Annotated in this window: 33 protein-coding genes and 1 other annotated feature; of the genes, 5 read left to right on the plus strand and 28 right to left on the minus strand. The window is 45.0% G+C overall.

All coding sequences use genetic code 11. From position 1 onward, the window contains the following. Window positions 1-336: 336 nt before the first annotated feature. Genes G4D54_13335 through G4D54_13355 form a run of 5 tightly spaced genes read right to left on the minus strand, consistent with a single transcriptional unit; the run spans window position 337 to window position 3576 of the window. On the minus strand, window positions 337-1158 hold the full coding sequence (locus tag G4D54_13335; protein QJA03352.1) for a PTS system mannose/fructose/sorbose family transporter subunit IID: 822 nt from the start codon (window positions 1156-1158) through the stop codon (window positions 337-339). Further along, window positions 1142-1915 (minus strand): PTS sugar transporter subunit IIC, encoded by a 774-nt coding sequence (locus G4D54_13340; GenBank protein QJA03353.1) that lies wholly within the window; start codon window positions 1913-1915, stop codon window positions 1142-1144. Before G4D54_13340 ends, G4D54_13335 begins: the two co-directional genes overlap by 17 nt. A gap of 21 nt (window positions 1916-1936) precedes the next feature. Further along, a complete protein-coding gene (locus G4D54_13345) occupies window positions 1937-2410 on the minus strand; it encodes a PTS sugar transporter subunit IIB (GenBank protein ID QJA03354.1) in 474 nt (157 codons plus the stop codon). A 1-nt stretch (window position 2411) separates the two neighbouring features. Continuing rightward, on the minus strand, window positions 2412-3149 hold the full coding sequence (locus tag G4D54_13350) for a membrane biogenesis protein (GenBank protein ID QJA03355.1): 738 nt from the start codon (window positions 3147-3149) through the stop codon (window positions 2412-2414). A 10-nt stretch (window positions 3150-3159) separates the two neighbouring features. Next, window positions 3160-3576, minus strand: a complete 417-nt coding sequence (locus tag G4D54_13355) for a PTS sugar transporter subunit IIA (protein ID QJA03356.1) — start codon at window positions 3574-3576, stop codon at window positions 3160-3162. Between the two features lie 205 nt (window positions 3577-3781). Between G4D54_13355 and G4D54_13360 the strand changes: the two genes are divergently transcribed. Beyond that, the gene (locus tag G4D54_13360) at window positions 3782-4504 is read left to right on the plus strand and encodes a GntR family transcriptional regulator (protein QJA03357.1); all 723 of its coding nucleotides are present in this window, start codon (window positions 3782-3784) and stop codon (window positions 4502-4504) included. An 87-nt stretch (window positions 4505-4591) separates the two neighbouring features. Here G4D54_13360 and G4D54_13365 read toward each other — a convergent pair whose 3' ends face one another. Continuing rightward, entirely contained in the window at window positions 4592-5446 is an 855-nt protein-coding gene (locus G4D54_13365; GenBank protein ID QJA03358.1) for a metallophosphoesterase, read from the minus strand. A gap of 49 nt (window positions 5447-5495) precedes the next feature. On the opposite strand from G4D54_13365, the gene G4D54_13370 reads away from it, so the two are divergent. After that, complete coding sequence (locus G4D54_13370) at window positions 5496-6395, plus strand: ribokinase (GenBank protein ID QJA03359.1); 900 nt, start codon at window positions 5496-5498, stop codon at window positions 6393-6395. On the opposite strand, the gene G4D54_13375 is transcribed toward G4D54_13370, so the two are convergent. The 6 genes from G4D54_13375 to G4D54_13400 all read right to left on the minus strand — a co-directional run bounded on the left by G4D54_13375 (window position 6387) and on the right by G4D54_13400 (window position 10556). Continuing rightward, on the minus strand, window positions 6387-6932 hold the full coding sequence (locus tag G4D54_13375) for a carbonic anhydrase (GenBank protein ID QJA03360.1): 546 nt from the start codon (window positions 6930-6932) through the stop codon (window positions 6387-6389). The genes G4D54_13370 and G4D54_13375 overlap by 9 nt on opposite strands. 29 nt (window positions 6933-6961) lie before the next feature. Further along, window positions 6962-7702, minus strand: coding sequence for a cell surface protein (locus G4D54_13380; GenBank protein ID QJA03361.1), 741 nt, complete (start codon window positions 7700-7702; stop codon window positions 6962-6964). 109 nt (window positions 7703-7811) lie between these two features. Beyond that, on the minus strand, window positions 7812-8210 hold the full coding sequence (locus tag G4D54_13385; GenBank protein QJA03362.1) for a hypothetical protein: 399 nt from the start codon (window positions 8208-8210) through the stop codon (window positions 7812-7814). 167 nt (window positions 8211-8377) lie between these two features. After that, window positions 8378-9157, minus strand: a complete 780-nt coding sequence (locus G4D54_13390; GenBank protein QJA03363.1) for a transporter substrate-binding domain-containing protein — start codon at window positions 9155-9157, stop codon at window positions 8378-8380. Window positions 9158-9181: 24 nt separating this feature from the next. After that, window positions 9182-9907 (minus strand): amino acid ABC transporter ATP-binding protein, encoded by a 726-nt coding sequence (locus tag G4D54_13395; protein ID QJA03364.1) that lies wholly within the window; start codon window positions 9905-9907, stop codon window positions 9182-9184. After that, complete coding sequence (locus tag G4D54_13400) at window positions 9900-10556, minus strand: amino acid ABC transporter permease (GenBank protein ID QJA03365.1); 657 nt, start codon at window positions 10554-10556, stop codon at window positions 9900-9902. Before G4D54_13400 ends, G4D54_13395 begins: the two co-directional genes overlap by 8 nt. A gap of 45 nt (window positions 10557-10601) precedes the next feature. Continuing rightward, window positions 10602-10822, minus strand: a binding site (T-box leader). 185 nt (window positions 10823-11007) lie between these two features. Here G4D54_13400 and G4D54_13405 point away from each other — a divergent pair. Next, window positions 11008-11517, plus strand: coding sequence for a peptidoglycan-binding protein (locus G4D54_13405; GenBank protein ID QJA03366.1), 510 nt, complete (start codon window positions 11008-11010; stop codon window positions 11515-11517). A 140-nt stretch (window positions 11518-11657) separates the two neighbouring features. Here G4D54_13405 and G4D54_13410 read toward each other — a convergent pair whose 3' ends face one another. From G4D54_13410 to G4D54_13470, 13 genes are all read right to left on the minus strand, one after another. Continuing rightward, a complete protein-coding gene (locus tag G4D54_13410) occupies window positions 11658-12275 on the minus strand; it encodes a hypothetical protein (protein ID QJA03367.1) in 618 nt (205 codons plus the stop codon). A gap of 86 nt (window positions 12276-12361) precedes the next feature. Further along, window positions 12362-13216 carry a PRD domain-containing protein gene (locus tag G4D54_13415; protein ID QJA03368.1) on the minus strand — a complete coding sequence of 285 codons (855 nt, stop codon included), beginning with the start codon at window positions 13214-13216 and terminating at the stop codon, window positions 12362-12364. Between the two features lie 38 nt (window positions 13217-13254). Further along, entirely contained in the window at window positions 13255-14871 is a 1617-nt protein-coding gene (locus G4D54_13420) for a PTS transporter subunit EIIC (protein ID QJA03369.1), read from the minus strand. 222 nt (window positions 14872-15093) lie between these two features. Then, complete coding sequence (locus tag G4D54_13425; protein QJA03370.1) at window positions 15094-15489, minus strand: DUF956 family protein; 396 nt, start codon at window positions 15487-15489, stop codon at window positions 15094-15096. Between the two features lie 50 nt (window positions 15490-15539). Then, complete coding sequence (locus G4D54_13430) at window positions 15540-16454, minus strand: PTS mannose/fructose/sorbose transporter family subunit IID (protein QJA03371.1); 915 nt, start codon at window positions 16452-16454, stop codon at window positions 15540-15542. A 20-nt stretch (window positions 16455-16474) separates the two neighbouring features. Continuing rightward, the gene (locus G4D54_13435) at window positions 16475-17293 is read right to left on the minus strand and encodes a PTS mannose/fructose/sorbose transporter subunit IIC (protein ID QJA03372.1); all 819 of its coding nucleotides are present in this window, start codon (window positions 17291-17293) and stop codon (window positions 16475-16477) included. Window positions 17294-17312: 19 nt separating this feature from the next. Beyond that, on the minus strand, window positions 17313-18293 hold the full coding sequence (manX, locus tag G4D54_13440; protein QJA03373.1) for a PTS mannose transporter subunit IIAB: 981 nt from the start codon (window positions 18291-18293) through the stop codon (window positions 17313-17315). A gap of 573 nt (window positions 18294-18866) precedes the next feature. Beyond that, window positions 18867-19037 (minus strand): FeoB-associated Cys-rich membrane protein, encoded by a 171-nt coding sequence (locus G4D54_13445; GenBank protein QJA03374.1) that lies wholly within the window; start codon window positions 19035-19037, stop codon window positions 18867-18869. 27 nt (window positions 19038-19064) lie between these two features. Further along, window positions 19065-21212: a ferrous iron transport protein B gene (gene feoB, locus G4D54_13450; GenBank protein ID QJA03375.1), complete on the minus strand. Its 2148-nt coding sequence runs from the start codon at window positions 21210-21212 to the stop codon at window positions 19065-19067. Window positions 21213-21265: 53 nt separating this feature from the next. After that, window positions 21266-21484: a ferrous iron transport protein A gene (locus G4D54_13455; GenBank protein ID QJA03376.1), complete on the minus strand. Its 219-nt coding sequence runs from the start codon at window positions 21482-21484 to the stop codon at window positions 21266-21268. 13 nt (window positions 21485-21497) lie between these two features. Next, entirely contained in the window at window positions 21498-21710 is a 213-nt protein-coding gene (locus tag G4D54_13460) for a ferrous iron transport protein A (protein ID QJA03377.1), read from the minus strand. A 201-nt stretch (window positions 21711-21911) separates the two neighbouring features. After that, window positions 21912-22331, minus strand: a complete 420-nt coding sequence (locus G4D54_13465) for a flavodoxin (GenBank protein ID QJA03378.1) — start codon at window positions 22329-22331, stop codon at window positions 21912-21914. A 16-nt stretch (window positions 22332-22347) separates the two neighbouring features. After that, window positions 22348-22896 (minus strand): DUF3793 family protein, encoded by a 549-nt coding sequence (locus G4D54_13470; protein QJA03379.1) that lies wholly within the window; start codon window positions 22894-22896, stop codon window positions 22348-22350. A gap of 536 nt (window positions 22897-23432) precedes the next feature. On the opposite strand from G4D54_13470, the gene G4D54_13475 reads away from it, so the two are divergent. Together G4D54_13475 and G4D54_13480 are read left to right on the plus strand one after the other, a co-directional pair. After that, entirely contained in the window at window positions 23433-23774 is a 342-nt protein-coding gene (locus tag G4D54_13475) for a FeoB-associated Cys-rich membrane protein (protein QJA03380.1), read from the plus strand. Then, window positions 23758-24171 carry a winged helix-turn-helix transcriptional regulator gene (locus G4D54_13480; protein ID QJA03381.1) on the plus strand — a complete coding sequence of 138 codons (414 nt, stop codon included), beginning with the start codon at window positions 23758-23760 and terminating at the stop codon, window positions 24169-24171. The genes G4D54_13475 and G4D54_13480 overlap by 17 nt, the downstream gene beginning before the upstream one ends. 42 nt (window positions 24172-24213) lie before the next feature. Here the strand turns inward: G4D54_13480 and G4D54_13485 are convergent, their stop codons facing one another. The 3 genes from G4D54_13485 to G4D54_13495 all read right to left on the minus strand — a co-directional run bounded on the left by G4D54_13485 (window position 24214) and on the right by G4D54_13495 (window position 26909). Then, window positions 24214-24393: a rubredoxin/rubrerythrin gene (locus tag G4D54_13485; protein ID QJA03382.1), complete on the minus strand. Its 180-nt coding sequence runs from the start codon at window positions 24391-24393 to the stop codon at window positions 24214-24216. A 59-nt stretch (window positions 24394-24452) separates the two neighbouring features. Then, on the minus strand, window positions 24453-25751 hold the full coding sequence (locus G4D54_13490) for an O-acetylhomoserine aminocarboxypropyltransferase/cysteine synthase (GenBank protein QJA03383.1): 1299 nt from the start codon (window positions 25749-25751) through the stop codon (window positions 24453-24455). A 339-nt stretch (window positions 25752-26090) separates the two neighbouring features. Continuing rightward, a complete protein-coding gene (locus G4D54_13495; protein ID QJA03384.1) occupies window positions 26091-26909 on the minus strand; it encodes an LPXTG cell wall anchor domain-containing protein in 819 nt (272 codons plus the stop codon). Window positions 26910-26938 lie beyond the last annotated feature (29 nt).

Here is a 26938-nt window from a genome sequence, read left to right on the forward strand (position 1 = left end):
AACAGAGCAGTGAATGTCCTACCCCTATCCGCTTTCATTACAGTCACTTGAAACATCAGGAATAACTGGCTGCGTGGTAAATTCTTATGAAAGGGAGCAGATGATGCAAGCAAGGATTCCATCAATCCTTTCCGATTTTTTCAAATGGCGAATAAAATCGCAGCATCTGCAGGCATTTCTAAGCTTAATGAACAAGCATTGTGTTCTCCCAGATTAACATTTACTTGCAATTGAAAACAACAGCTTATGTTTGCTATTATTTCTGATGGTAGTAAAAAAAGTATACAAGAATGAATATGTATACTTTTTAGCTCAATGCATACGGTTCATTAACTTCTATAATAAACCAAAGAATGTCCCGATACATGCCAGAATGATTAAACATACAAGAATCGTTGTTGTTTTAACGTTTTTCCCCAACAGCCAATACATGATACCAAAAGCTGTAAGCGGAAGAAGACATGGCATTATTTGATCGATATACGTTTGTATTGGTTCTTTTGCGCCTTTTACACCAATTTCAAATGGTATACTGATGCTGACCGTGGATGCTATCATAGCCCCTATAACCATTAAACCAAGGATAGACGCTGCCTTTGTTATATTCTCAATCATACGGCTGTTCTCACTATCACCAAAAAATTTGACACCGTATTTAAAGCCGGCATGCAGGCAATAATAGCGAGCTAGAAAGCCTGGAATATTGATAATCAATAGAAATGCAATCGGACCAATGATACTTCCTTGTTTTGCAAAGGATACTGAAACACCAATCGCAATCGTCAATAAGGTTCCCCAGAAAAAGGCATCGCCAATTCCTGCCATCGGTCCCATTAACGATGTTTTTACGGCACTGATGCTTGCTGCATCAAAATTTTCATCCTTTGCATTTTCTTCTTCCATAGCGCCTGTAATTCCCATCAGCAAGGTTACAAGATGGGGCGTACATGACATGAATTCCAAGTGTCTGCATAACGCATCTGCCATTTTTTCTTCGTCATTGCCATAAAGTCGCTTTAACACGGGAATCATGGAGTAACAATACATCAAATTCTGTTGACGCTCATAATTCCATGCACTGTCTAATGTACAGGAACGCATAAACACTTTGCGTAAATCACTTTTTGTCAACTTCGCCTCATTAAAATTCGTTGTCATCCACTACTACCTCCCTTTGTTTTTTACTATCATGAAAGAATGTAAGACCGGCAATCACCAAGCCTGCCAGTGCTACACCGAATACAGGCATTTCCATATATGCAGCTAACAGAAATCCAGCTAACAAGTAAGGAGACAATTCTTTTGTAACAATCATCCTTGCCAGCATGGCAAACCCGACAGCTGGCAGAATTCCTGCCGCCACATCCATACCATCAATTATAAATTGCGGAATGACTGCCAATACATCCTTAATGACCGGTACCCCTAAATAAAATGCGACACCAACAACTATTGATAGAATCAATTTATTTCCAATACCTGCAAAACGTGCAACCCATTCTACTTTTTTATAATCTCCTTTTTTCGCATATGAATCCGCCATATGTGTAGCCCATGTTAAGATAAACATCATTTGCAAATTATCAAAAAGCAGAACAAGAGTCGCAACCGGCACTGCTAGTGCAACAGCCGCGCCAACTTCCTGCCCCGTAAGAATTACGAAAGATGTCCCAATGATGGCACCAGAAGTGATATCAGGTGGATTGCTGGCACCAATAGGTACAGCCCCCAAGAAAATAAGCTCTAATGTTGCTCCTACCATGATACCGGTTGTCATATCGCCCAATACCAATCCAACAAGAGGTGCAACGATAATCGGGCGGTTGTTCATCGTAGATCCCCAATAACAATGCATATAACCAATAAACGCAACCAAAGTTATCAGCAGAGCTTGTATCATTAAATTATCACTCATATCTTTCTACCTCTTTCCTCTCTATTTCACAAGATCCAAAGCATTTTGCTTTGAATCACTGGGTACCAGACGGATTTCCAATTCAATTCCTTTATCTCCCAGTATCCTCAGTTTCTCTATGTCCTCTTCACTTACAAATACTGCTTTTGATATTTGCTTGCGATCCTCTCTAGCCTTCATACCGCCAATATTTATACTTTTAATAGCAGGAAAACCGCTCGCCAATCGGTATGCATCTTCTACACTTTCCACAATAATAAAGAGTTTATACTTATCTGTAACACCACTATTCAATGCCTTTATAGAGTCTTCAATGCTTTTCATAACCAGCTTGACACCCGTTGGTTTCGCCATACGCATTGCACTCATTTTCAATTCATCTTTCATTAAATTATCGCTGGCAATTAGAATGCAATCAGATTCCAGAAATTTTGTCCATGAAAACGCAACCTGTCCATGCAGTAAACGATGATCAATTCGCAACAGCTTTATCATATTACTTACCTCTTACTTTCTGAGCAGCCTTCACAATCTCTCTTACATGCTCTTGAGAAACTTCTCCTTCATCCCTATAGTTATCTTTGAAATAACTACCGACAATAGCGCCGTCTGCATATGCAAACTGCTTTGCCATATTTTCGGGAGTTACACCTGCGCCCACAATCAACGGGAAGTCTCCAATACCGTTGCGGAATTGTATAATCTTATCGAGTGAGGTTTCCTGTCCTGTGGCATCCTGTGTAACACAGATAGCATCACATCGCTGCATTGCAATCTGCAAATCCTCTTCAATGCTATTTCGTGATAAAACTGGCTGATATTTAAACCGTACACCGCCTAACACCATCCCCTGATAGCGTTCACGGTACAGTTTGAAGAATGCATCCAAGGTTGCTTCATCACGCGGTTTAACATGTCCGACCACTGAATCCAACTGTACAAAGCTTGCACCATATTTTTCAGCTAATTCAAACCCCATGGGATCTACATTCAGACAATTCACGCCATACGGAATAACAAGGTTTAGCTTTGAGATATAATCAAGCGCCATTTCCATATGCCGATAATTCCCAAAATAATTTTCAACTATAATGCAGTCCACACCATTTTCAGCATAGATTGCAATTTCTTCTTTAAAGCGTCTAACAATATCTTCATCACTTGTCCCTTTCAGATGAAGCATTGCCAATATCGGTTTTTCATTTTTAAATAAATTTAGAAATTTTCTATTCATACTTTCTCCTTTAAAATTCTTCCCTTTCGCATTCTTTTGACTGCTGAGTAAACTGTATACCACTTTTTGCATCATGCAGGATTTGCTCGATATCTGTTTCGTTTAAAGGTGCAGGATGCTCCAAACATACGGAAAGCAGCATGTTTAGATTCATCCCTGAAAATAATCGAACATTATCAAGCTTTGTGCATAAATACATTGCTGTAAAGACACTGGCACCATATAAATCAGTCAAGATTACATATTCTGTATTCATATGTGCGGCAATTTCCTTTTTCAATTTCCTACCGTAGTCCTCTGCAAGACCGCCGGGCTGTAGAGAATAAATCTCAACATCAAATGGAAGCTTTCCAACAATCATTTTTGCTGTATCATATAATCCGCTCGCTAATCCTCCATGTGACGCTAACACAATTTTTCTTTTCATATTCCATCCTCCAGTTGTATTATATTGTATTAACTAACGACATTCTAACATGTCATGTAACCGCTGTCAAGTACTGTATAAAAAAAGGTGACCGCTATATTTAAAAAATATGATGAAATAATACTATCTGTGATTGCGTTCACACGTAGAATTCATTATAATGAACATAGTGTTAAACGGAATGATAGGATTTATAGGAGGGCCCATGCAGGAAATCAAACAATTAAATGCAATCACACTGCAGGAACAGCTATATAATGAATTAGCTACGCAAATAAAGAGTGGAAAGTACAAACCGGGAGATCGCATCCCCCCTGAATTGAAGCTGAGCGAGATATATCGCGTAAGTCGTGTAACTGTACGAAATGCTATACAACAGCTTGTCAACGAGGACCTACTTATCAAAAAGCATGGAAAAGGAACCTATGTGAAAACACAGGTTTACACAGAGGAATTCTTCTCAGGTGGAAGTTTTACAGATACATGCTTGCGAATGAAAGCCAAGCCTTCAACACAGATTATAGAAAGTACCGTATGCCATGATGAAACTGAAATAAATACGATTTTTGGTACAACTGCACCGTTGATTCGAATAAAACGCGTACGTCTTGTGGACGATGTACCATGTATTGTCGAAGTCGATTTTTTTCCCGACTCATTTCAATTCCTATTAAAGAAAAAGCTGGAAAAAACATCTCTTCTACATCTCGTCACAAAAGAAACTGGCATGCATCCGGCGAAGTTTGAGGATTATTTTAAAATTATATTTGCAACCAAGGAATTTGCAAAGCAATTAAATTGTATTGTGGGAACTCCTCTTTTGGAAGTAACCCAGACAGTCTTAACACCTGATAATTCTATTATCTATGTGAATAAGCAATATATATTAACTACGAAATACATTTATGCGGTTCGTTCATTAAAATAACAGACAGCCTATCTGAAACAGGCTGTCTGTTATTTTACTTACGTTTTCTTTACAAACACAGCATTGGCAAAATGCTTTTTTCAATCATCAATTTCTTATTTCCTCCGGGAAAAGCGTTACCACCATTACCTGCGGCCGGTTATTGATCCGCTGCGGTGCCCGACTGTTTCCGAGCCCTCTCGATACGACCATGGTACACCCCTTATGTTCATAGATTCCATCCGTATAGGAAGGAAAGATTCCCTGATCCGGCGCATACAGCGCCCCCAGCTTCGGTACTACAATCTGACCGCCATGTGCATGTCCGCAGAATGCCAGGGATACGCCCTCCTTTGCATAATCCGCAAAATGCTCCGGACGATGAGAGAGCAGGATAGAAAAGGATGTATCTACGGTCTGCATGAGGTTATGCAGATTCATGAAATACCGATCCGATGCATAGGGATAGAATTTTTTATCCTTCAGCCCCAGAATGGATATGCTTTCCTCCTTGCGCGACAGCTCCAGCTTGCTGTTCTCCAATACCTGCACCCCGTAATCCAGCAGCACCTGCTTCAAATGCGGATATATGGGGGAAACCGCTTCATGATTTCCCGGCACATAATACACCGGTGCCACTGTAACCGCCTGTTTTATCAGCTGTACAACCGGCTGCATTGTATTCTTTGCAGTTCTGCGCCGATCGATCAAATCTCCTGTGATAACAATGATGTCCGGTGCACTCATACGGATTTTGCGAAGCAGATGCTTTTGATGATACCCAAAGCGTGTAGTATGCAGATCGGACAGCTGTACAATTCGAAATCCCGCAAAAGAGGCAGGAAGCTTCGCACTGCGCACCCGCAGATGACATACATCCAGACAGCGGTTCTCATGATACGAGAGTGCGAGTGCTGCGGCAGTGAATGCAGCCCCGGCCACCGTATATGTTTTTTTCTTCATATGATTTCCTCCTTGCCTGATTTGCGATATAATACCTGTGGTGATACATATGAAACAGCATATTGCATTCATCGGCTCCAGTGTGGCCGATGTCATCATTAGAATTCCTCATCTTCCTGTACGACAGGAGGATATCAATATCGAATCACAGACGCTTTCCCTTGGCGGCTGTGCCTTTAATGCCGCATGGATGTGCCGTTTGCTTGGTGGTGACCCGCTATTCTTTTCTCCGGTAGGTACCGGAATCTACGGTGACTTTGTCCGCCGCCAGCTACAGGAACACAGGATTGACATTCTGCTGGAAAGCAAGGAAGAAAACGGTTGCTGTTTCTGTCTGGTGGAGTCAGATGGTGAGCGCACCTTTCTCAGCCACCATGGTGCGGAATACCGATTTCAGAAGGAATGGTTCTCCCTGCTGGATTCCTATGGTGTTGATACCGTCTATGTGTGCGGTCTGGAGCTGGAAGAGAAAACTGGCATATACATTCTCGATTATCTGCAAAAGCATCCGCAGCTTATCATCTATTTTGCCCCCGGTCCACGACTGTCCGCACTTTCGCAAGGCTGTATCAAGACGCTGTTCAACCTGCACTGCATACTGCATCTAAATGAAGAGGAAGCCTGCAGCTTTACCGGCTGTCCGACTGCTCAACAGGCCGCAGAAAGTCTCTATGAACGTACACACAATATCGTTATCATCACCCTTGGCTCACGAGGATGTCTGCTGCTGCAGGAAGGAAAATGTACACACATTCCTACAGAAGCGGTTCAAATTCAGGATACAATCGGTGCCGGAGATGCCCATATCGGCAGCATCATCGCGTTGCGCGAGCAGGGCTATAGCTGGCAGGATACGCTTCGCATTGCCAATCGCATTTGCGGATATATCGTTTCCATACCGGGCGCCCTTATACATGAAGATGAGCTGACAGCCCTGTCCCTATTCTGAAACACTGCTCAGCTTGCCACTGGTGGAATCCATCATAAATCCGTAAATACGCACATCCTTTGGTATGAGAGGATGTTTTTTTAACAGCTCCACACTCTTTGCCACACTCACACAGCCATCATCAAAGCCCTCCAGCCAGCGGTCAAAATCAATTCCGCAGTATCGCAGAGATTCAATGGCGTTGTTCGAAATACCGCGCTTACGCATATTCTCCAGCAAATTTTCGGCATCCATATGCTGTACACCGCAATCCGTGTGACCGATTACCAGAATTTCCTCCACACCCAGTTCATAAATGGCAATCAAAAGACTTCGTACAACACTGCCAAAAGGATGTGTAATAACTCCTCCTGCGTTCTTTATAATTTTTGCATCGCCGTTTTTTATACCAAGTGCTGCCGGCAGCAGCTCAATCAGCCGCGTATCCATACAGGTAACGATAGCCAGACGCCGATCCGGATATTTGCTTGTTTGATAAGGCTCATAGCCCTTGTTCTTTACAAATTCCTCATTGTAGCTCAGAAGATCTTCAATCACTGACCTTCCTCCTTTCACATGTGTGAGCATTATACCATGAAATCATCAAGGAATTGTGTGAGACTTTGTTTTCTGAAAAAGTAAATCAGCCAGGCGAACAGACCCAGCACCGCCATGATAAAACAGAAGGCAAAGGTGTAATCCTCCTGCGTTTGTTTAACCGGTTCCAGATGAAGCGTCAGCACATAGCTGCGATTATAGTTGTATGGTGTTATCGCAAAGGTCACATCCTCCTTCAAGTGGTAATCCTTTTCCTTTTCATCCAGATGCAGACGATATGTGCCTATTGGCAGCTTCTGCAGTTCAATACTGTCCCTGTCACTGGTGATATTCCGAAGCTTCTTCCCCTGCTCATCCAGCAGCTCCATGGAAACATGGGATATTTTTTCATCATTCTCCTGCCGGATACGAAGCTTTACCGTCCCCAGCATACGTTCATTTACAACCTTCCAGCTTTGCTTCTTCTCCTGTGTTCCATCATATACAAAGCTGATGCGCTGTTTTGTTTTCTGATAGCCATAATCTGTCTGCGTCTGGATGAGCTGATATTCTCCGTAATCAAGATCATGTAAAACGATTCTGCCCGTTTTATCACTGGTCAGCTCCTGCAGAGGCTCCCCATAGCTGATAAGCTGAAATGCGGCTCCCTCAAGGGGTTTTCCGGTATCATCCTGTACCTGAACCACCCCCTGTACCACTTCTTCCTTAGCCTGCACAGGGGTTAGAAATACAGATATACAAACTCCACACAGGACACATGCTTTGATCATCGCTATCACCTCAATCTATCCTATGTGAGGTGTTCATGTTTTAAGCCTGATTTTCATCGACAAAAAAAGACTGCGGAATATTCTCCCCAGTCTTCTCAGCTCCTCGCTTTTACTCACCTTGCGGTGTTACATCCTGATCCAGCATTGCACGAAGCAGCGCAACGACTTCCTGATTCGTTTTTTCTCTGGCCTCTACGATCTCCAAAATCGGTTTCGTTCGAATGGCAGTCAGCTCCTCATTCAGATCATGCGGTATTTTCTCAATTGCCGAAAATGCCTCCTGCAGATATTCCTTCTGCTGTAAAATTGTATCAATCCTTGTTAGGATATCCTTCTTATTATTTGTCTCCAAAGTCTTTTCCTCCATGTTTTCCGGCGGCGTAAACAGACAGATGCAGGATGCTGTCACATAGTACGCCCTGCCTTTTTTCACCAGTCCTCTTGCTCGGCGCTCATAGGTATTTTGCAGATGAACACCCTGCTCATCAATGACCTCTATACGCTTCATTTTCTCATCCTCTTTGTACCTTCGTCTTTTTATGATGGGTGTCTCCCCCTGTACAGCTTAACCATACCCCGTATACTTTGATAATGCAAGCTTTTTTCTTGTTTTTTTAGCCAACCAGCATCACGGTATAAGAAAACCGCAGACCCAAACAATCTGCGGTTATGTTGCTATTTAAAATACTTCTTTACCAACTCATCCATCTTTCCGTTTTCCTTCATCGTTTTGATGGCTTTGTTGAATTCATCCTTCAATTTGTTGTCCTTCTGGAAAATCATTGCATTACCCGCAAGCTCAGCACCGGCTTCAAACTTGTAGTAGCTCAAATCTTCGTTATCTGCCGCAAGCTCCTCTGCTACTGCTTTTTCAACGACCATGGCATCAATGACTCCCTTTTTCATTTCCAGTACCATATCGGAATAAGCCTTTCTCTTGTCCAGCTTCAGCTTATATTCATCCTGCAGAGAGTTCAGAATGGATTCCTGAATGGTACCCATCTGCGTACCGATTTTCTTTCCTTTGATATCCTCTGTTTTTTTCATACCGCTGCTCTTCATTGTCAGCACATAGTTCTGTGCATCCTCTCCTGCATAGTATACATCAGAGAAATCCACCTGCTTTGCACGCTCCTCGGTATACGTGATGCCTGCAATACCGATATCTGCTTTTCCCTGTTTTACTGAAGGCACGATACCGTCAAAATCAACATCCTCCCATTTCACGGTATAGCCTGCCAGTTTGGCAGCCTCATTCATAACGTCGATATCAAACCCGTACAGATTTCCCTTTTCATCCACCATCTCATATGGCTTGTAGCCGGAATTTGTATAAACGGTCAGCTCCTTCTTCGCCGTATCGCTTCCCTCTCCTGCTCCATCATCCTTGCTGCCGCAGCCCGCAAGTCCAGCCATCATAACAACAGCCATCAATCCAGTCAGTAACTTTTTCATCTTCTATTTCCTCTCTTTCCTTTTCTATATCATTTTTGACAGAAATTCCTTTGCCCTTGCCGTTTTCGGCTCTTCAAAGAACTCTGCTGCCTTACTGCATTCCTCAATATTTCCCTTATCCATGTAGATGACATAATCCGCAACCTTTTTGGCAAAGTTCATCTCATGAGTCACAACAATCATCGTAATACCGGTATGGTTCAAATCCTGAAGAACCTTCAGTACCTCACCGGTCATTTCCGGGTCCAGGGCGCTCGTCGGCTCATCAAACAGCAGGACATCCGGCTCCATCGCCAATGCTCTCGCTATCGCACATCGCTGCTTTTCACCACCGGACAGCTGATGCGGATAAGCGTCTGCACGATGCCGTAAGCCGACCTTTTCCAAAAGGGAGAGTCCCTTCGCTCTGGCTTCCTCCGCGTTCATCTTTTTCACCTTGCGAAGTGCATACGTAACATTGTCAATGGCTTTCATGTGATCAAACAAATTGAAATTCTGGAAAACCATTCCGATTTTTTCACGGACACGTGCCAAATCTGTTTTCGGATCATTGATTTTTGTTTCATTGTAAAATATATCCCCGCTGGTCGGTACCTCCAGCATATTCAGACAGCGAATGAAGGTTGACTTTCCTCCGCCACTGCTGCCGATAATAGCATAGGTTTTTCCATCCTCGAAGGTAAAATTGACATCGAAGAGAACCTTTACACTATCACCGTAATTCTTATATAAATGCTCTACTCTAATCATATTTCAGCTTCCTTTCAATCGCCTTTCCAATGAGGGACAATACCTTATTCATAATATAATACACAAGGAACACAATCAGCAGCGGTTCAAAATCCGCATAGGTCTGATTCTTAACCGCATAGAACCAGTACATCATATCATGCAGACCAATCACAGATACGATGGAGGTTTCCTTGGTCAGTGTGATAAATTCATTGATAACCGCTGGCAGTACATTACGAAATGCCTGAGGGATAATAATATCTTTTCCAATATCTTTACCGGATACTCCCAATGCCTTCGCTGCCTCAATCTGCCCCTTATCAATACCATCAATACCGGCACGCATAATTTCTGACATATAGGCACCGGAATTCAGGGAGAATACCAGAATTCCCGCAACCCAGTTGTTGATATTAAGCCCCGGAACCAGGCTGGGAATACCGAAATAGATAAAAAACATCTGTACATATACCGGTGTTCCACGAAACAGATCAATATACGCCGCAACAATCAGATTGAATACCTTGTTCATCCTTCTTAGAAATACCGTCGCCAGACCAATTAGCGTTCCAAAGAATGCGGAAGCCAGGGACAATCCAAGAATAACCGGCACGCCACTTAACAGCAGCTGCCAGAACCTTTCTATTACTGTAATATCAAAATTCATAAAATCTCCTTCCTCTCTATAAAAATAAAATCGCCCTTCAAAAAATCAAAGGACGATTGCTCGCGGTACCACCTTAATTCCGTCCGTTTGCACAACGAACGACGCTTATGCCTGTAACGTCAGGTAACACGGAACTGCCTCATGCCGCAGCGTTCGACAATCCAACTCCCAGACACGTTCCATCCTGTTTTACTCTCCTGCTCTCACCGGTATGCAGGCTCTCTTTGCAGCATTTCAGATGTACTACTTCTGTTCTCAGTTGTTAATATAACACTATTATACACGGATGCAAAAAGATTGCAACACTTTTCTGTAAATTTTTTGAAAAATATTTCATGTTTTTGTTTCAAGGCATTTTCATCAAATTTATATCATGAAAAGATTGTAAGATGGGCTAGTATATAGGGCGTTTCCCTGCTTTCCCATATACTGTAGGGAAAGGAGATGTTACATGATGATTTCAACAGCCGCATTAAAACCGGGAAGCATCGGAATTGGTGTAAACAAACAGCAGGCATATTTGAATATGATGCAGGAAAAGGGGTTCATCAATACCCGTAATCTGCAGGATGGTGTATATGGCACCAGAACGGAGCAGGCCGTACGGGAATGGCAGCGTTATGCAAACCTTCCGATTGATGGTGAAATCGGCAACGATACCTGGGATTCCATTGTAAACAAGCTTCGTGATCTACAGATTGTCACCAATATTCCTGTCGCAAGCAGCTCTTACTACCTCAGCTCTGGTGCGCAGGGAATTTCCGTCTTTAAAATGCAGGAATATCTGAATGAGATTGCTGCTGTCAACAAATGCTTGCGTCCGATACCGGTAGACGGCATGTATGGTCCAAGAACTACCACCATGGTACAGCAGTTCCAGTATTTATATGACTTAAACATCGACGGTGTCATTGGAAAGGCAACCTGGGATGCCATCGTTAACGAGCGTAATAAGCTGTAGGATGAAATTCACAAAACGATAACGGGAGGATTGTCTTTCCTGCCGTTTTCTACATAGAATATAACAATAATCCACCAGTATTGTGATCTGCTTAACCGACAAAAAAAGTACAGCAGAAGCTATCTGTGCTGCACCTGTGTTTAGGAAAAACGAATGGGGCGGTCAAATTCCAGAACCTCCTGTTCAACATACTTTTCTATTGCATTCAGCTGGTTTTTCTGAAAGATATCAGGCATCCTTCGCTTTTGCAGCAGATAGGTCAGCATGCCCAGCATAATAGACTCCAACGCCGCGATGATGAAATAAATTTTGAGAAACAGTGTTAAAACAAGGAAGACAGCCAGAAACAATATGCCTACGATCATAAGCAGGCGACGGTTGATGCCCCTGTAGGTTTCCTCCAGAAACGCTGTGTAGCGCTCGATAAAAGCATTCATTGCATCACTGCATGCATATCCCTGCAAGTCCAGAAAACGGGGACGTTTTTTTCTGGGATTGCGCATGCATTCCTGTATTGCATACATCCGCATGGCACAATAGCGCGCCGCATTTTTATTTCCCTGCTCCTCATAGCAAAGTCCCTTCATATACATGAGCTTCATATACGAAGCATCGTCCAGCTCCTCCTTAGGATGCGTCATTAAATCATGCAGTGTTTCCTGCACATCCGCACCGGCGTGATTCTGCAGTGCAAAGAAGCGTTCCCACAGTACATTCAGTCTAGCATCAAAAGCTGTTTCACTCATCATCTCATCCATACCCTTTACTCCTTTTTATTTCCATTATTATATCATATCCGTGAAGCAATCACCCGCAAATGTAAACATACGCTCATATATGTATGCTATCCAGCAATGCGTTCCTTCAGCTTTTTCATTTCACTGGTACGAACCCGCTCGATATGCAGGGCAAGATATCCGATTTCTGTTTCCGGAATATCCTTATGATAGACCTTGCGCAGCTCCTCACAGATTTTCTGCGCCGTTTTGTAGGCATAGGGAAACTGCTTCGATACATAATCGCCAACATCCATCTGCAGCTCCTCATCCGATTGCAGCCGCAGCATCAGAAACTTCATATGATTCATCAAACGGGTATAAGACATGGAATTGGTATCGATTGAAATCCCATAGTCCCGCTCCACCTCTTCGATACTGTCGCGTATGATAACCGCTGTCTGCATCGCCTCTGAAACCTTGTCTTCCCCTCTTGCGGAATGCACGTGCAGCGTGATATAGCCGATTTCTCCTTCATTGATCGTATAGCCGCACATTTCCTCGATAATTGCCTTTCCCTGCAAGGCGACCTCATATTCCTCCCGGTAAAGCAGAGCGATTTCACTGGCGAAGGGATTGGAAATATCCATATTTGCCTTCATCCGCTCAATGGAAAAAGCGATATGATCCGCCAGCGGCAGCAATATGTTTTTATCAACCTCATGAAATCTGGCCTGCGCAAGCTGCAAAATTCTGCCTGCGACCTCAATGAAGACTGGATTGACCTCCTGTATGATTTCCATGGCATCCCCATGATCATTTGTTTCCGTGAACCGATACAGCTCCACGCCCGCACCCAGGGTGATGGAATCCCCGTTTTTCTTTCCGAAGCCAATCCCCTTCCCCAGGAATATCATGGATACACCGGATGCATCCTGTACCAGTACACTGTTGTTGTTTAATGTTTTTACAACGGTATACATAAATGTCCCCCTTTCCTAAAACCCGTTTCCTTATACACTTATTCCTTACCTGCCTGACGTAACAGATAATCCTCCAAATCCGATTTTATAATCGTCACACGGGGACCGTAGATAATCTGCAGACCGCGACTTTTCTTATAGATACCGGCAGCTCCGCTTGCCTGCAGCAATATATCATCCATCTGCATTGGATCCTTCATCGCCACATGAAGTCTTGTCGCACAGCAGTCCAGACTTATGATATTGTCCTTTCCTCCAAGTCCTGCACAGATCAAAGAGGACAGGGCATCTGCATCGCTATCTTTTTTCTCTGTTTGCTGTCCTTCATCCGTTTTCTCCACCACAGCAAGCCTCTCGCTGACTTTTATTTCCTGTGATTCGCTTTCTCTTCCCGGTGTCTTGAAATCAAACCTTTTGATCAGAAAGGTGAACAGCACATAGTAGATGATAAAATAGAAAACGCCGACAATGACGATCATAATCCAGTTGGTTTTTGCATTTCCCTGAAGAATGCCAAACAAAAACAGATCAATCAATCCTCCGGAAAAGGTTAAGCCAACACCGACCTGCAGCATATGCATGAGCATAAATGCACAGCCTGCCAGTACACAGTGTATGACATAAAGCAGCGGGGCCGCAAACAGAAAGGTATATTCCAGTGGCTCGGTGATACCGGTCAGCATACTCGTAAGCGCAGCGGAAATCAGCAGTCCTCCGGCAATTTTCTGTTTTTTGGGCAAAGCACAGTGATACATGGCAAGGGCAGCTCCGGGAAGACCGAACATCATCAGCGGAAATTTACCGGACATGAAGCGCGTTGCCTCTACGCTGAAGCGTACGGTATTGGGATCCGCAAGCTGAGCAAAGAAGATATTCTGTGCTCCCTGCACACTGACTCCCGCAATTTCCATCGTACCGCCAACTGCCGTCTGCCAGAACGGAAGATAAAAGACATGATGGAGCCCGAAGGGAATCAGTGCGCGCTCGATCACCCCGTAAAGAAAGGTTCCGTAATACCCGGAGCGTTGCACGATATCCCCAAACATATAAATCCCCTCCTGTAAAACCGGCCAGATATAGAACATCAGAATGCCGACCAGCAGATAGATGATGGAGCAGATGATGGGCACAAAGCGTGTACCTCCAAAGAAGCTCAGAATGCGCGGAAGCTGAATTTTATAAAAACGATTGTGCAGTGCAGCCGTACCAAGCCCTACAAGGACACCGCCAAACATCCCCATCTGTAAAGAGGTGATGCCGGTCACTGAAGTTACAGAGCCTTCCGGAAGCGATGCCGCCATATCCGTAAGCTCCAGCATCGTAGCGATGGAGGTATGCATGATGAAAAAGCTGATCGCGGATGCAAGAACTGCGACCTCCTTTTCCTTCTTCGCCATCCCCAGTGCCACCCCCATAGCAAAAATCAGGGGCAGATTCGTAAATACGATATTGCCGGCATTGCTCATCACCTTGAATATCATATAGAAGAATGTTCCTTCACCCAAAAGCCATTGCAATCCATAGGCAGCGATCATATTGGGATTGCTGAGTGACTCCCCGATTCCCAGCAGCAGACCCGCAACCGGAAGTATGGCAATCGGCAGCATAAAGCTTCTTCCCACCCGCTGCAGAACATTGAGCATACGATCTTTCATATATCTTCTGTATGAGTCGCCCGTATAGCGAATTCATACACTCCTTTCTCCTTACAACCAAACCATATATAATATGGTACCAAGTTTGGAAGATATTGTAAAGGAAAAAAACAACATTCGATTTCCATATTCCGCCTGTATTTCTTTACTATTCACATGTACCCATATGCTGAAAAAGGGAGTCAACATTTCTGTTGAAACCCTTTTTGTAAGCACGCTGTATCAGCAGGATGCCTGATCCTCTTTTTTTCTGTGAACGATGCGTCTGATACTTCGTTTGGTGACATCAAGGAAGCTCAGGGAACGCACCATCCGCTCTTTGTCTACATAGTTTGCGACCGCACGCAGCAGGGCTTTGTTGTCGCGGGAGGAGAAGGAGAATGTACCGCTGCTTTTTGTCATGACTGCAAAGCGTGAAATCTTTCTGCCTTTGAACAATACAGAAGCAACGATGGTATCCACCTCGTCCCAGGGAATCTGAATATAATCCTTAACATTGCGATCATTATAAAACTCGAAGGCCCGATCCCCTACCATGATCTTCCCATACGCTGATAATCCCATATAGGAAATACCCTTGACTGTATAATCCACCGTTGTGTTTCTTGACTGTACCATATCTGATTTCCTCCTCTGCCGCGAAGCTATGCAACCTTTTTAAACGGCTCCTACATCACGCCGCCAAGACGTGCCAGAATACCTACGATGAATAAAGCTATGATAATGATGATCGGTGATACCTTTTTCTTTAACAGCCAGCAGCACAGCAGCGTCAGCAGCAATGCTGCCAGTCCCGGAATCAGCTGATCCAGATTCTGCTGCAGGGTTGTCACCTTTTCCACATTTAAGCCGGTGCTTCCCAGTGCATCATACTGCGTAATAGCCTCACGTACACCGTCAATGCCGCTGGACAGGTTATCCCAGTCAATGAACGCTCCCTTTGACTGTGTAACCGTAGATACAACCGGTGTAAAGGAAATGCTTACCCAGCGCTGTACAAGAGATCCGATGATAAACATACCCAGAATGGATGCCCCGCTTGTTATTTTACCAAGCAGACCACCGGAAAGATCCTTTACAATAGAGGTTCCCACCTTGTAGCCGAACTCCTGTGTATACCAGATAAAGGCCCAGCGGATCACATTCCATGCCACAAAGAACAGCAGTGGTCCGATGATGTTTCCGGACAATGCCAGGGATGCGCCAAGCGCTCCCAGAATCGGACGCAGGGTAAACCAGAATACCGGATCTCCGACACCTGCCAGCGGTCCCATCATACCGACCTTGACACCCTGTATTGCCGCATCATCCACAGACACACCGTTGGCACGCTCCTCTTCAAGTGCCAGCGTTACACCCATAACCGGTGCAGACACATAAGGATGCGTATTATAGAATTCCATATGACGCTTCAATGCGGCAATCTGATCATCCTTATTCGGATACAGCTTTTTAATGGCAGGGATGATGGAATAACACCAGCCGCCATTCTGCATACGTTCATAATTCCAGGAACCCTGAAGGAACTGATGACGCCATGCAACTGACAAACGATCTTTTTTCGATAATGTAATTTTCTCCATGTTTTCTTCCTCCTTCAAGATCAATAATCATTCAATATATCGCCAAGCGGATCACCGGTATTACTGCTTCCTCCGCCGTTATTGGAACCACCGTGCTCCTTCAGTCCCAGATAAATCAGTGCAATGACAACCCCGATTACGCCCAGTGCGATCAGCGTCAGCTGGTTCAGTGCGGCTAGCACAAAGCCCAGAGCGAAGAACGGCCAGGTTTCCTTTGTTGCCATCATGTTGATAACCATGGCATACCCTACTGCGGCAACCATTCCTCCACCGACTGCCATACCACCGGACAGCCAGGATGGCATCTGATTCAAAACATCCGTAACAACACCCGGAGATACAACACACAGGGCGGCAGCAGGAATCGCGATACGTACACCCTGCAGCAGGATAGCAAGCATCTGCCATACCTCCATCATGCGGATATTTCCCTTTTCAGCAGCGGCATCCATAAAGTGAACCATTGGAATCGCAATAGTACGGCAGATCATTGTTAAAAACAGACCTGCTACGGACAGCGGTACGGCAACAGCAATGGAAGTGGAAATTGCGTTATTTACATCGGTTGCTCCACCCTGCAATCCCAATACCATGATGATGGCCGATGCAACAGAAGCCAGGGCGGCATCCGGAGCAATCGCTGCTCCAACGTTTGCCCATCCCAGCGCCATCATCTGCAGGGAGCCTCCCAATATGATACCTTCCTTCATATGACCGCTTACGATACCGATCAGCGTACATGCTACCAGTGGCTGATGAAACTGAAATTCATCCAGTACCCCTTCCATACCAGCCAGAAGAGCAACAAGAACGATTAGTAAAATTGTGATAATTGACATTATGATTTCCTCCTGTTCCTTAAGCCAGCTCTGCTTTGGCTTTCTTTATAATATCGTCCATATTTTCTTTGGAATCGTTTGGTACCTTGCGCACATCAAACTGAATTCCCTTTGCTTTCAGCTTTTCAAAGGTTTTAACATCATCCTTGCCAAGTGACAGCACCTTGCTAACTGCAATCTTTCCGACGGAATGTGCCATGGAGCCGATATTCAGCTCCTTCACATCAACGCCGCCTTCAATGGCACGAAGCGCATCCTGCGGAGTTTCAAACAGCAGCATCGCTTTTGTATTTCCAAAGCGCGGATCCTTAGCGACCTGAATCATTTTATCAACCGGAACAACATTGGCCTTCACACCCGGAGGAGCCGCCTGTTCAATCAGGTTTTTTCGCAGCTCATCCTTTGCTACACCGTCGGAAACCACGATGATACGCGTTGGCTTCACGGTTTTTGTCCATGCTGTGGCTACCTGTCCATGCAGCAGACGGGAATCAATACGTGCCAGCACATATTTGATATGGCCGTCTCCGATTACGGTTCCCTCAGGAATCGCTCCCTGCGGCGTCACCGGCTCAGCTGCCTGTTTTTCCTGTGCAGGCTCCAGTGCCTCCGGAAGCAATCGAACCCCTTCCTTTGCCACCCCATATACATGTGCGGCAATCTCCTGTGCGGATTCCATTGACATTCTGGATGCAAATGCTTCAATCAGCATCGGCAGATTCAATCCTGTAACGACAGCCCATGTGTCTTCATGTCCGTTGATCAGTCCACTTGTCTGATTGAACGGTGTACCGCCCCAGAGGTCTACCATGAACAGGACCTGTTCAGGATTTTCGAATGTAGTGATTGCTTCTTCCATTTTTGCGCGAATGTCATCCGGTCCTTCACTTGGCTGCAGTGTTACTGCTTTTACATCGGGCTGCGTTCCGAAAATCATTTCCCCGGATTGCAGAATGCCTTTCGCAAAATCACCGTGACTTGCAAGAATAATTCCTACCATTTTTTCTCCTACCTTTCTTTTTTTGAATCCTTCGCAATGCAAAAAAAACAGGCATCACTCTTCCAGGCATCACTCTTCGATTGGACAGACTCCGCCTTTACTCGGTAATCCATCTTCTCAAATAGTTAATGCCTGTTATTGATAACAGTAACACACCACGAAGTATTCACTTTTTACGGGTAAATAATATCATTGGTATCGCTTACTGTCAATTCTTTTTTTCATTATTTCTTGTATACAGCCATGAAAGCTGCACACACTATAAACATATCCTGACACCTGCTATGCGATGGCCCTGTCTTCTTGTACACCATTGACGTTTTCCAATGATGAGCACCTCGGGCAATAGATCCATCACACTGTCCCACTGCTTTCACATCCCCTATTGGCGCATGGCTTTTGGTGCATGCAGGAAGGATAGCATACTCATACAGGATAAGGTTCTCATGCGGTGACGATGCTATAAAAACAGGGAAATCCAGTGCTGTGATATGCAGCAACAGCAGCTCGATTCCCCTTTTCAATACGATTGAAAGCCGCGAATGCGAAGACAGCAGCGATAAGATTTCTATATCATACCTGCTGCTTTTCTCCCTGCTGATAGGCCTCATACAGAGCTTGTCCGCTTTTACAGCCTTTTGAACAGCCGCTGCATCCCCCACTGCAGGATTCCTCTTTGCGAATCGACCGCAGTGCAAGGATGATCAGCAGCAGCAAAAGTAATGAAATGATAATGGTAGCCATCCTTCATCAATCCTCTCTTTCTTGGTGTCAGGCATTGACCTTTACTTTTTCAAGATGCACCTGTTTTTTAGATTCCGGACGAAACAGCAGATACAGCATAACCAGCAGGAAAAGCAGAGCGATGATCAGACCGATCCCGAATACGCCGGTTGTAAAGAAGGTTGCGAACTGGAAGATCATAAAGGCAATCACATAGGCGAATACACACTGATAAGCGACAGCGAAGATCGTCCATTTCGCATTGTTCATTTCACGCTTGATCGCACCGATTGCGGCAAAGCATGGTGCGCACAGCAGATTGAATACCAGGAAGGAGTATGCTGCTGCAACCGTGAAGCTTGCTGCCAGCGTTCCCCAGATTTCTGATCCATCCTCTGCCACTTCGGCAAAGCCGTACAGGATACCAAAGGTAGCCACGACATTTTCCTTTGCGACCAGACCGGTAATTGCGGCAACGGATGCCTGCCAGTCTCCCCAGCCCAGCGGTGCAAACAGCGGTGCAATCGCAGAGCCCAGATTCGCCAGGAAGCTTTCGTTTAGCTGCGATTCTTCCAGCATGGTGAAGCCTCCGTTTACGAAGCCGAAGTTGGAAGTAAACCAGATAAAGATCGTAGACAGCAGAATAATGCTTCCCGCTTTCTTGATAAAACTCCATCCGCGCTCCCACATGCTGCGAAGAACATTCAAAGTCTTTGGAACGTGGTAGGCAGGAAGCTCCATGACAAACGGTGACGGATCACCTGCAAACATACGTGTTTTCTTCAACATGATACCAGATAATATGATGGCAGCAATGCCGACAAAATATGCGCTCGGTGCCACCCAGCTTGCTCCGTGGAACAGCGCTCCGGCAATCAGTGCAATAATAGGAAGCTTGGCGCTGCATGGAATGAAGGTCGTTGTCATGATCGTCATACGGCGATCCTTTTCACTTTCAATCGTACGGCTTGCCATGATGCCCGGCACACCGCAGCCGGTTCCGATCAGCATCGGAATAAAGGATTTACCGGATAATCCGAATTTGCGGAAAATACGGTCCATGATAAAGGCGATACGTGCCATATAGCCGCAGTCTTCCAGAATCGCCAGAAACAGGAAGAGCACCAGCATCTGCGGAACAAAGCCGAGAACTGCCCCGATACCGGCAATGATACCATCGACAAGCAGAGAAACCAGCCAGCCTGCAGTTCCAATGCCTTCCAGAAAGGAAGTCACAGCAGGAGGAATGATATCTTCAAACAGCACATCATTTGTCCAGTCCGTCACATACGTACCAACCGTCGTTACGGATACATAGTATACCAGATACATCACCACAGCGAAGATCGGCAATGCGAGCCAGCGGTTGGTAACAAAACGGTCAATACGGTCAGATACATTCATACCGCTGTGCTTTTTCACATAGGTCTGCTTCATCAGCTTAGCGATGTATTCATAGCGTTCATTGGTGATAATGCTTTCGGCATCATCGTCATAGCTATCCTCCAGCTCCTTACGCAAAGCATTTACGATGCTGCTGTCTGTACTGTTTAGCGGTGCGGATGTCATAATTTTCTCATCATTTTCCAGATATTTCACCGCATACCAGAAGCTGCTGGCTCCCTTTGCCTGCACGGCGCTCAGATCAGCAATTTTCAGCAGACAATCCTTCAGCAGTCCTTCGTAAATATTGGTAAAGGCAGTATGTTTGTTACTGAGCATACCGACTGCTTTCTGAATCAGTTCATCCAGTCCGCGGTTTTTCAATGCGGATACCTCCACAACCGGAATATTTAACAGATCAGACAGCTTACATGTGTTCACTTCTGTTTTATTCTGCTGCATCAAATCCATCATATTCAGTGCCGCAACAACCGGAATACCCGTTTCCTGCAGCTGTGTTGTCAGATACAGATTTCTCTCCAGATTTGTTGCGTCGATAATATTGATAATCAAATCCGGCTGTTCTTCCACCAGATAGTTTCTTGCCACCACTTCATCCAGAGAATACGGTGACAGGGAATAGATACCCGGAAGGTCGGTAATCACGATATCTTTATGACCCTTCAGCTTCCCTTCTTTTTTCTCTACGGTTACGCCCGGCCAGTTGCCTACATATTGGTTACTGCCTGTCAGTGCATTGAACATCGTTGTCTTTCCACAGTTTGGATTTCCAGCCAATGCGATTCTGTACATAATCTCCCTCCTCTGTTAGCTTAACCTAACTCAATCTTCAAAAAAAATACATGTTATTCCACTTCGATCAGTGCCGCATCCGCCTTACGGATACTCAGCTCATAACCGCGCACGGTAAGCTCGATTGGATCTCCCAGCGGAGCAACCTTGCGGATATACACTTCCGTGTTTTTGGTAAGTCCCATATCCATCAGCTTTTTCTTAACCGGCCCGGTAGAATTTAGTCTGCGGATCGTGACACTGTTTCCAGGTTTTACTTCCTTTAATGTCATGCTCATTTCCCTCCTATTTCACATGGATGCGGTTGGACAGGCTCTTATCCAATGCAATCCGTGTATCCTTTACATGGATGATGACATTGCCGCTCAGCTCATTCACCACGCTTACGTCAGCACCCTCTACAAAACCAAGTGCCGCCAGATGACTGCGAACCTCATCCTTACCATTCACCTTTGCGATTTGAAAGTTTTTTCCAATCGGTGCAGCTGTCAGTACCATATGTCAACCTCCTTTGTTAGCAAACACTAACCTTTCACACCCAAATATTAGCACAGGCTAACATGCCTGTCAACCAGTTTTTTCCTTGTATGCCCTTTCAGTCTTCGACTGTCAAGGAATATGCCCGAAGATAACTGTAAAGAAACGATTTTATCAAAGGCTTTCTAAACGAAATGCAGACCGAATGATCTGCACACGTTTTTATGCATTGGCGAAGCGTTCTCCCAAGGACTCACAGGCATCCAGGCCGTCAGCATCCGGTGTGTAATTTATAATCAGTCCGTTTTCAAACAGATTGGCTCCGGCTGCTTCCACACGTTCCTCCCAGCTCTGCATCCATTCACCGCTGCCCCATCCGTAGGAGCCAAACAGCGCAACCTTTTTATTCATCAGAGTTCCTTCTGCCTGCATGAAGAAGGGTTCAAATTCTGACTCCTCCAGTACCTCCGCGCCCATGGCAGGACATCCGAAGATAATGTAATCATATGCGGATACATCCGGCTGATCTGCGACATGAACGACATCAGCATGCTTTCCTGCCTTTTCAACGCCCTGTGCAACAGCATTTGCCATAGCCTCTGTATTTCCGGTTCCTGACCAGTATGCGATAAGAATATTCATGTGATTCCATCCTTTCCTAAGCTGTTATCAGCTGTTCCAGAGGAATGCCTTCCTGCAGTTTTTCCAGAGTACATTCCATGCTCTGCAGAAAGCGTGCCGTTGTTTTTCTCGCACGGGAGAGATTGTGATAAATCTTCCAGTATCCGATTTCCTGATAATTTTTTCCGTTGTTCTGTATAAACGACACAACATCATCCAGCGGATATCCGAGAAAGACACCGATTTCATGAGGAAAGCATTCCTTGCACATATGTTCCTGCAGATGATAAAGCGCCTGTCTGGTCGTCACAAAGCCGTATCCGAAAGCAGACAGAAACTGCTGTATATCCTCCTGACACAGATGCGTATCCAGAAGATCCTTGTGATATACGAGGATCAGCTTGAAATCCGGTGAATGCTTCATAATCTGAAGATAAATCCGTTTTGGATTCAGACAGCGGTTATATGCCAGAACAAATTCTTCTACATTTCCAACTTCACTATCTCTGCAGCTGAACAGACAGGAAGGCTTCATACCCTCCAATGTTGGTGCTGCATAGTATGCAATCAGTTCAACAAACGACACGATGTTTCCTCCTTTATGTTAGATTAGTCTAACTATAGTTCTAATAAGAAACAGAGGAATCCCTCTGCCTATTAAGTTATCTTAATCTAACTTATGGAATAAGTATACTTCATCAGGGCTCCGTATGTCAATCTCTTTTGAAGCTTTTTTGCATTCCTTCTTACGACGTTCCTTTTCTGAAAGCATGATTCTTCTTTCTATTTTGTGATCGCTTATCGTATGTGTCCTCTAAAGCCACTTATCGCTCTTTTTACATCCTTTTTTTCTATCCTATGTTTTTGAATGCTTTTATGAGTCCTTGTAAGGCTGCTCTTAGCATATTCTGATAGAGATCGTCGCAGTATGTGAGCGCAGGCAGCTTATAAAAAGAGCATGCTTATCATAAGGAATGCGTTCATCAAGCAGGCAAGCAGAAAATGGATACAACAGGTTTTCGCATCCCCTTCTGCATACGGCAAGAGCGATTGCATACAGGAAATGGCATTGACACATTTTGTTAGCCGTGTTAAACTTTATCTGAAAAAGGGGGTGAGATGATGGCAACCATCATCATACTCATACTACTCGTTTTGTATATTGTCTTTGCCTTCCATCGGTCAAGAAAAAGAATAAAAAACGGCTGCTGCGGTGGCGGCGGACCTGTATTCAGAGACAGCGTACAGACGGATCAATATGCAATACATGAGCAGTATCATATACACGGTATGCATTGTGAAAGCTGCGCGGCAAGCATTGAACACAGACTTAATCAGATGCAGGATACGGCTGCCCTTGTAAATCTTCAAAAGGAAGTTGTCGATGTATACAGCAATCATCCGCTCAATAAAGAGGAGCTGTTTCAAGCCATTCAAGCATTGGGGTATGAAGCGTATGAGTGATATCAGCTATAATCGCCGCGTTCACTATTACATCGCCCTGTATGAGTTGTTTCAGGAGCAGGAATGCCTGCACTGCGTGGATATCGCAAGAAAGCTGTCCATCTCACTGCCGGCTGCCAGCCGTATGCTACAAAAGCTGATCAGTGAAGGTTTGATTGAGAAAAAAAGCTATCAGAGCATCTGTCTTACACAGGCTGGAAAGGGACAGCTGCAGAAAACCTATCACACATATTGCGAGCTGATTTCCTATTTTTCCCGCATACCCACTTTCACCGAGGAGGACCGTCTGGAAAGCTCCCTTCTCTGCCTGGGTTCCTTTCCGCATTCCCGCATCGAAAAGCTGGTCAGGAGTGCAGACTGTATAGGAACAGAAAAAGGGTGTCAAACACTTAGATAACACATAAGTGATGACACCTTTTTTTGTATGCAGATCAGATTTTTATTTTTCTTCCTTGACCGCAAAATACTGATTGGTTGCTGCTGTGATTTCCGTTGCCAGATCACGCTGCTGGAAGCTCTCTTTTCCGCTGTCGCATAACGGGCACAGATAATCATCCGCTTCCTTTGTGAAATCCTCACCGTCATAGGTGTATCCACAAATACTGCACATCCATGTCATATCGTATGTCCTCACTTTCTCTGTGAATTATTATACACAAGAAATGCACATCTGTCATTTTATTTGCCAGCTGATATAGCTGTGAATCCCTGCCGCAGGTCTTCCAGTATATCGTCAATATGCTCAGTGCCAATGGAAAGCCGTACAGTCTGCGGTGTGATTTTAACAGCTGCCAGCTCCTGTGCACTCATCTGTGAATGGGTTGTGGAGGCCGGATGAATTACAAGGGATTTCACGTCCGCCACATTTGCAAGCAGCGAGAAAACGGACAGAGATTCCGTGAAGGTTCTCGCCTGTTCCTCACTTCCCTTTATCTCAAAGGTGAAGATGGATGCGCCTCCCTTTGGATAATAGCGATCATACAGTTCTTTCTCTCTCCCCTGTGCAAGAGAGGGATGATGCACCGCAGCCACCTTAGGCTGCTTCTGCAGAAAGTCAACGACCTTTCCTGCATTTTCTACGTGGCGTTCCACACGCAGAGATAATGTCTCCAGCCCCTGCAGCAGCAGAAATGAATTGAACGGGGACAGACATGCTCCCTGATCACGCATCAATGTAGTCCGGATCTTCATGATATAGGCGATATTCCCCACGGCTTGCGTAAAGACAATGCCGTGATAGGAAGGATTAGGTTTTGACAGCCCCGGGAATTTATCGTTCTGTGCCCAGTCAAAGCGTCCTCCGTCCACAATGACACCGCCCATAACCGTTCCATGTCCGCCGATGAACTTGGTTGCGGAATGGACAACGATATCCGCTCCGTGCTCGAGCGGACGGAATAAAAACGGTGTGGCAAATGTGTTATCGACAATCACCGGAATACCATGACGATGGGCGATTTCTGAAACAGCCTCCAGATCGATGATATCCGCATTCGGATTTCCAAGGGATTCCAGATACACAGCCTTTGTATTATCCTGAATGGCTTCTTCAAAGTTTTTCGGATCACTTCCGTCCACAAACGAAGTCGTGATGCCGCTGTCTGTCAGTGTGTTGGCAAACAGATTATAGGTTCCCCCGTAGACCGTAGAGGAGGAAACGATATGATCGCCGCAGGTCACGATATTGCGGATTGCATAATCGATTGCCGCAGACCCGGATGCCGTAGCCAAAGCCGCAGCGCCATTCTCCAACGCGGCCATCCGCTGTTCAAACACATCCGATGTCGGATTCATCAGACGGCTGTAGATATTGCCCCCCTCACGTAAGGCGAAACGCTGTGCTGCCTGCTCGGAATCCTTGAATACATAGGATGTTGTCGCATAGATCGGTACTGCTCTTGCATCGGTTGCGCTGTCTGGCTCCTCCTGTCCGGCATGCAGCTGCAGGGTTTCAAATTTATATGCTTTCTCTTTCATATTGCTCCCTCTCTTTCAAATACCTAGTGTTTTAGTAGGCTTATTGAAATTATACGGGGTGAATGCATGGATGTCAATAAATTTTCACAGTTTTATGAAAATAATGTCATCAATACTGAAAATTATTTCATAAAGGCGTATTGTCTTTCTAAATAGCCTCTGCATGACAAAATATCATTACTGCGACAGCGACTGTACAGCATATCGCATGGAGAAACCTGCAAATCGCTTCTTTGCTGCTTACCATAAGGAAAGCACATGATACAAGATATCCAGCTTAAGCAAACTGTAAAAAAAGAGTCAGGGAAACCATATTGAATTCCTTGACTCTATCCTTCTTTACTTAATTTGCAGTTCTTTTTTCTTTTTCAAAATCAAGAGGATACCGCCTGCCACAAGAGCACCGAGCATGCCTAATGCGTATATCTGCGCCTGTGTTTTATCACCCGTATCGACACCCTTTTCCGCTTTTTCCACACTTCCCTTATTCTGAGCTTTCTCAGATGTATCTGCCTTTGAAGCATCAAGAGGTGTGTTCTCCTGAGAGTTATCAGGTTTACCCGTATCCGGAATGTCCGGTTTTCCTTCCGGCGTACTTTCCTTGTCATTCTCCTGCGGTTTATTTGTATCCGGAGTTTCTGAAGGCACATTGTTATCACCGGAACCTGCTTTTTCTATCGTAACCGGTGCGATTGCATCCATACCGGATACCTCATTGACCGCATATACATCGTTTACGGTTTTCAGACTGTCTTCGATTACGCTTACTTCCGCCTTAGTTCCAGCGGCAAGCTTCAATTCCACCATTCCAAGATGCAATTCATCCTGTGCATACAGATGCTCATCACCGGAAAGATAGATGGTCAGCCTCCCGGTATCCTCCTGATAGCGCCATTCCTGTACATCGCTTTTGATATCACGGTGAAACCTGAACTGTACATGTTCTTTCAGTACCTTCCCCTGCTTCGCCTTGATCTGAAAGCTCAGTTGTAAGGAACGTATCGTATCCTTGGTATCGGATGGTATGAGTACAGCCTCTACCTGATTCTCCTTCGCGGTAAGGATAATTTTTTCAATCGTATCCGCCTGGATGGCGATGGGACCTGCCAGCAGGCAAATCAGTAACAGGGATACTCCTCGCTGCAGCCATGTTTTCATCAGCCTTCTCCTTTCTTTTCCTTGCTTTT

It is taken from the genome of [Clostridium] innocuum (assembly GCA_012317185.1).
Taxonomy (GTDB): Bacteria; Bacillota_I; Bacilli_A; order Erysipelotrichales; family Erysipelotrichaceae; genus Clostridium_AQ; species Clostridium_AQ innocuum.

What these genes read in the sequence shown, in the direction of transcription:
- G4D54_13335 (QJA03352.1), bottom strand. Translation starts at nt 1,158, where the DNA reads ATGACAACGAATTTTAATGAGGCGAAGTTGACAAAAAGTGATTTACGC.
- G4D54_13340 (QJA03353.1), bottom strand. Translation starts at nt 1,915, where the DNA reads ATGAGTGATAATTTAATGATACAAGCTCTGCTGATAACTTTGGTTGCG.
- G4D54_13345 (QJA03354.1), bottom strand. Translation starts at nt 2,410, where the DNA reads ATGATAAAGCTGTTGCGAATTGATCATCGTTTACTGCATGGACAGGTT.
- G4D54_13350 (QJA03355.1), bottom strand. Translation starts at nt 3,149, where the DNA reads ATGAATAGAAAATTTCTAAATTTATTTAAAAATGAAAAACCGATATTG.
- G4D54_13355 (QJA03356.1), bottom strand. Translation starts at nt 3,576, where the DNA reads ATGAAAAGAAAAATTGTGTTAGCGTCACATGGAGGATTAGCGAGCGGA.
- G4D54_13360 (QJA03357.1), top strand. Translation starts at nt 3,782, where the DNA reads ATGCAGGAAATCAAACAATTAAATGCAATCACACTGCAGGAACAGCTA.
- G4D54_13365 (QJA03358.1), bottom strand. Translation starts at nt 5,446, where the DNA reads ATGAAGAAAAAAACATATACGGTGGCCGGGGCTGCATTCACTGCCGCA.
- G4D54_13370 (QJA03359.1), top strand. Translation starts at nt 5,496, where the DNA reads ATGAAACAGCATATTGCATTCATCGGCTCCAGTGTGGCCGATGTCATC.
- G4D54_13380 (QJA03361.1), bottom strand. Translation starts at nt 7,702, where the DNA reads ATGATCAAAGCATGTGTCCTGTGTGGAGTTTGTATATCTGTATTTCTA.
- G4D54_13385 (QJA03362.1), bottom strand. Translation starts at nt 8,210, where the DNA reads ATGAAGCGTATAGAGGTCATTGATGAGCAGGGTGTTCATCTGCAAAAT.
- G4D54_13390 (QJA03363.1), bottom strand. Translation starts at nt 9,157, where the DNA reads ATGAAAAAGTTACTGACTGGATTGATGGCTGTTGTTATGATGGCTGGA.
- G4D54_13395 (QJA03364.1), bottom strand. Translation starts at nt 9,907, where the DNA reads ATGATTAGAGTAGAGCATTTATATAAGAATTACGGTGATAGTGTAAAG.
- G4D54_13400 (QJA03365.1), bottom strand. Translation starts at nt 10,556, where the DNA reads ATGAATTTTGATATTACAGTAATAGAAAGGTTCTGGCAGCTGCTGTTA.
- G4D54_13405 (QJA03366.1), top strand. Translation starts at nt 11,008, where the DNA reads ATGATGATTTCAACAGCCGCATTAAAACCGGGAAGCATCGGAATTGGT.
- G4D54_13410 (QJA03367.1), bottom strand. Translation starts at nt 12,275, where the DNA reads ATGGATGAGATGATGAGTGAAACAGCTTTTGATGCTAGACTGAATGTA.
- G4D54_13415 (QJA03368.1), bottom strand. Translation starts at nt 13,216, where the DNA reads ATGTATACCGTTGTAAAAACATTAAACAACAACAGTGTACTGGTACAG.
- G4D54_13420 (QJA03369.1), bottom strand. Translation starts at nt 14,871, where the DNA reads ATGAAAGATCGTATGCTCAATGTTCTGCAGCGGGTGGGAAGAAGCTTT.
- G4D54_13425 (QJA03370.1), bottom strand. Translation starts at nt 15,489, where the DNA reads ATGGTACAGTCAAGAAACACAACGGTGGATTATACAGTCAAGGGTATT.
- G4D54_13430 (QJA03371.1), bottom strand. Translation starts at nt 16,454, where the DNA reads ATGGAGAAAATTACATTATCGAAAAAAGATCGTTTGTCAGTTGCATGG.
- G4D54_13435 (QJA03372.1), bottom strand. Translation starts at nt 17,293, where the DNA reads ATGTCAATTATCACAATTTTACTAATCGTTCTTGTTGCTCTTCTGGCT.
- manX (QJA03373.1), bottom strand. Translation starts at nt 18,293, where the DNA reads ATGGTAGGAATTATTCTTGCAAGTCACGGTGATTTTGCGAAAGGCATT.
- G4D54_13445 (QJA03374.1), bottom strand. Translation starts at nt 19,037, where the DNA reads ATGGCTACCATTATCATTTCATTACTTTTGCTGCTGCTGATCATCCTT.
- feoB (QJA03375.1), bottom strand. Translation starts at nt 21,212, where the DNA reads ATGTACAGAATCGCATTGGCTGGAAATCCAAACTGTGGAAAGACAACG.
- G4D54_13455 (QJA03376.1), bottom strand. Translation starts at nt 21,484, where the DNA reads ATGACATTAAAGGAAGTAAAACCTGGAAACAGTGTCACGATCCGCAGA.
- G4D54_13460 (QJA03377.1), bottom strand. Translation starts at nt 21,710, where the DNA reads ATGGTACTGACAGCTGCACCGATTGGAAAAAACTTTCAAATCGCAAAG.
- G4D54_13465 (QJA03378.1), bottom strand. Translation starts at nt 22,331, where the DNA reads ATGAATATTCTTATCGCATACTGGTCAGGAACCGGAAATACAGAGGCT.
- G4D54_13475 (QJA03380.1), top strand. Translation starts at nt 23,433, where the DNA reads ATGGCAACCATCATCATACTCATACTACTCGTTTTGTATATTGTCTTT.
- G4D54_13480 (QJA03381.1), top strand. Translation starts at nt 23,758, where the DNA reads ATGAAGCGTATGAGTGATATCAGCTATAATCGCCGCGTTCACTATTAC.
- G4D54_13485 (QJA03382.1), bottom strand. Translation starts at nt 24,393, where the DNA reads ATGACATGGATGTGCAGTATTTGTGGATACACCTATGACGGTGAGGAT.
- G4D54_13490 (QJA03383.1), bottom strand. Translation starts at nt 25,751, where the DNA reads ATGAAAGAGAAAGCATATAAATTTGAAACCCTGCAGCTGCATGCCGGA.
- G4D54_13495 (QJA03384.1), bottom strand. Translation starts at nt 26,909, where the DNA reads ATGAAAACATGGCTGCAGCGAGGAGTATCCCTGTTACTGATTTGCCTG.